General features: G+C 74.2%; 1 protein-coding gene. It reads left to right on the top strand.

Annotation, left to right across the window (positions count from 1 at the left end):
• Positions 1–1,070 (top strand): HAD-IC family P-type ATPase (locus x551_RS22580; RefSeq protein WP_036251894.1); only part of this gene is annotated, 1,070 nt, incomplete at both ends.

Below are 1,070 nucleotides of genomic sequence, written 5' to 3'. Positions count from 1 at the left end.
GGCTGTCGCGGCGCTGCTGTCGCTGCCGCTGGCGTTGCCGATGCTCGCGCTGCTGTGGGGCGGCCACGCGATGCTGCCCGCCGCCTGGCAGTGGGCGCTGGCGACGCCGGTGCAGTTCTGGCTCGGCGCGCGCTTCTACCGAAACGGCTGGCATGCGCTGCGCGCCGGCAGCGGCAACATGGACCTGCTGGTGGCGCTGGGCACCTCGGCGGCCTATGGCCTCAGCGTGTGGCAGCTGCTGTGGAGCCACGCGACACACGGCGATCCGCATCTCTACTTCGAGGCGTCGGCGGTCGTCATCACGCTGGTGCTGCTGGGCAAGTGGCTGGAGGCCCGTGCGAAGCGCCAGACCACCGCGGCGATCCGCGCGCTGCAGGCGCTGCGGCCCGAGACCGCGCGCGTGCTGCGCGACGGCGTCGAGACCGAACTGCCGCTGACGGCGCTGGTGCGCGGCGACCTCGTCGTCGTGCGGCCCGGCGAGCGGCTGCCGGTCGACGGCCTCGTCGAGGAAGGCGCGAGCCACCTCGACGAATCGCTGCTCACCGGCGAGAGCCTTCCGGTGGCGCGCGCCGCCGGCGAGCGCGTGATCGGCGGCGCGCTCAACGGCGAAGGCCTGCTGCGCGTGCGCGCGACGGCGCTCGGTGCCGAATCGACGCTGGCGCGCATCGTGAGGCTGGTCGAGACGGCACAGGCCGCCAAGGCCCCGATCCAGCAGCTGGTCGACCGCGTCAGTGCGGTGTTCGTGCCGGTGGTGCTGGGGATCGCCACGCTCACGCTGCTCGGCTGGGGTCTGGCCGGCGGCGACTGGTCGCACGCCACGCTGAACGCCGTCGCGGTGCTGGTCATCGCCTGCCCCTGTGCGCTGGGCCTCGCGACGCCGGCGGCGCTGATGGCCGGCACCGGGGTGGCGGCGCAGCACGGCATCCTCGTCAAGGACGCGGCGGCGCTGGAGGCCGCGCAAGGCCTGCGCGCGGTGGCCTTCGACAAGACCGGCACGCTCACCGTCGGCCGCCCCACGCTGGTCGAATTCAAGGCAACGACCAGCGCGCACGACGCCACGCTGGCGCTGG

Origin of the sequence: Methylibium sp. T29, assembly GCF_000576205.1 — a bacterium.
Taxonomy (GTDB): domain Bacteria; phylum Pseudomonadota; class Gammaproteobacteria; order Burkholderiales; family Burkholderiaceae_C; genus Methylibium; species Methylibium petroleiphilum.
Note: the sequence above shows the minus strand (reverse complement) of the source record. Positions and strands in the feature narration are given on the sequence as shown.